Here is a 1,267-nt window from a genome sequence, read left to right as displayed (position 1 = left end):
TCTCTACGTCGCGCGGATAAGGACTTCGATACCACGCTACGCCCGGGGTTCGGTTTTGTTAACAAAAACCTCCCCGGCAAGATGTAACAGGCTGGATGTTCCGGCCTCATCGTCGGAACGCCGCCCGAATACACCCTTCAAATCAGAATAAAGACCACCAGCAGCCCGGCAAGGATCGACCACTTTTCGAGGTAGTAAAGCTTGCGGTTGCGCCTTTTCAGCTCCTTGCCGCGCAGGCGAAGCTTGTAGATCTTGCTGAACAGAAGGTTAAGCCCGCCCGTCCTGTCTCCGTCCTCGTTCGGCGCACCTGCCGCCGACATGACAGTGCGGCTGAACCAGCGATTGAATGCCGCTGCCCAGCGATACTTCATCGGCCGCTCGACGTCGCAAAACAAGATGATGCGATTGTGCGCCGTGGTGTTCTCTGCGTAATGAATGTAGGTCTCATCGAACATCACCGCTTCGCCATCGCGCCAATGGTAGTGCTGGCCATCGACATTGATGTAGCAACCTTCAGCGTTGGGTGTGTCCAGTCCGAGGTGATAACGGTACGAACCGGCGTACGGATCGCGATGGCGCACCAGTCTGGAGCCCGGGGGCAGCTCGGCGAACATCGCCGCCTTGATCGAGCCAATGCCCTGCACCAGCTCAGTGGTGCGCGGGCAGAGTTTCATGGCCGACGGGTGGCTGTCGCCATACCACTTGAGATAGAAGCGCTTCCAGCCGGTCTTGAAAAACGAGTTGAAACCGACGTCATCGTATTGATTCGAACGCTTGATCTCGCCGGCGTGAAGCAAGTTCCGGCCTTCGGCACGGATTTCTTCCCAATGCGCCTGCAGCGGGCTCAGGTCGGGAAAGTCGGCCGGGTCGAGATAAGGCTTGTTGGGGGTTTTCGAAAACAGATAAAGAAAGCAATTGATCGGCGCCAAAAACGTCGAGTGATCACTCAACTGGCGACCCAGCTTGTGGCGCACCTGACCGCGCAGGTGGACATACGCAATGGAGACAACGTAGATAACGGCAATGATGAGTTTCACGGAAATCGTCACAGGTTGGAAATAAACAAACAGCGCCCTCCCGGGTCTTGTGCAGCGACTGATTACGAAACAGCGGCCCCTTAGTACAATCGAGTCTTGCCGATGGTCGGTTTCCGGCTGTTGGATGGCATTTTAGCCACAGTTTGTAACCAATAGTTAACCTGCAACTGCGAAAATGTGTCCGCAAAATCCGCCAAAGCGTTGCAGTGATCTCAACGCCCTATCGTTTA

General features: G+C 55.6%; 1 protein-coding gene. It reads right to left on the bottom strand.

Annotated elements, in window-relative coordinates; all coding sequences use genetic code 11:
- Nucleotides 1–137: 137 nt before the first annotated feature.
- Nucleotides 138–1,037 (bottom strand): lipid A hydroxylase LpxO, encoded by a 900-nt coding sequence (gene lpxO, locus ACXRVY_RS29830; RefSeq protein ID WP_223458136.1) that lies wholly within the window; start codon nucleotides 1,035–1,037, stop codon nucleotides 138–140.
- Nucleotides 1,038–1,267: the final 230 nt, after the last annotated feature.

The organism is Pseudomonas sp. P5_A2_2, assembly GCF_054177685.1.
Note: the sequence above shows the minus strand (reverse complement) of the source record. Positions and strands in the feature narration are given on the sequence as shown.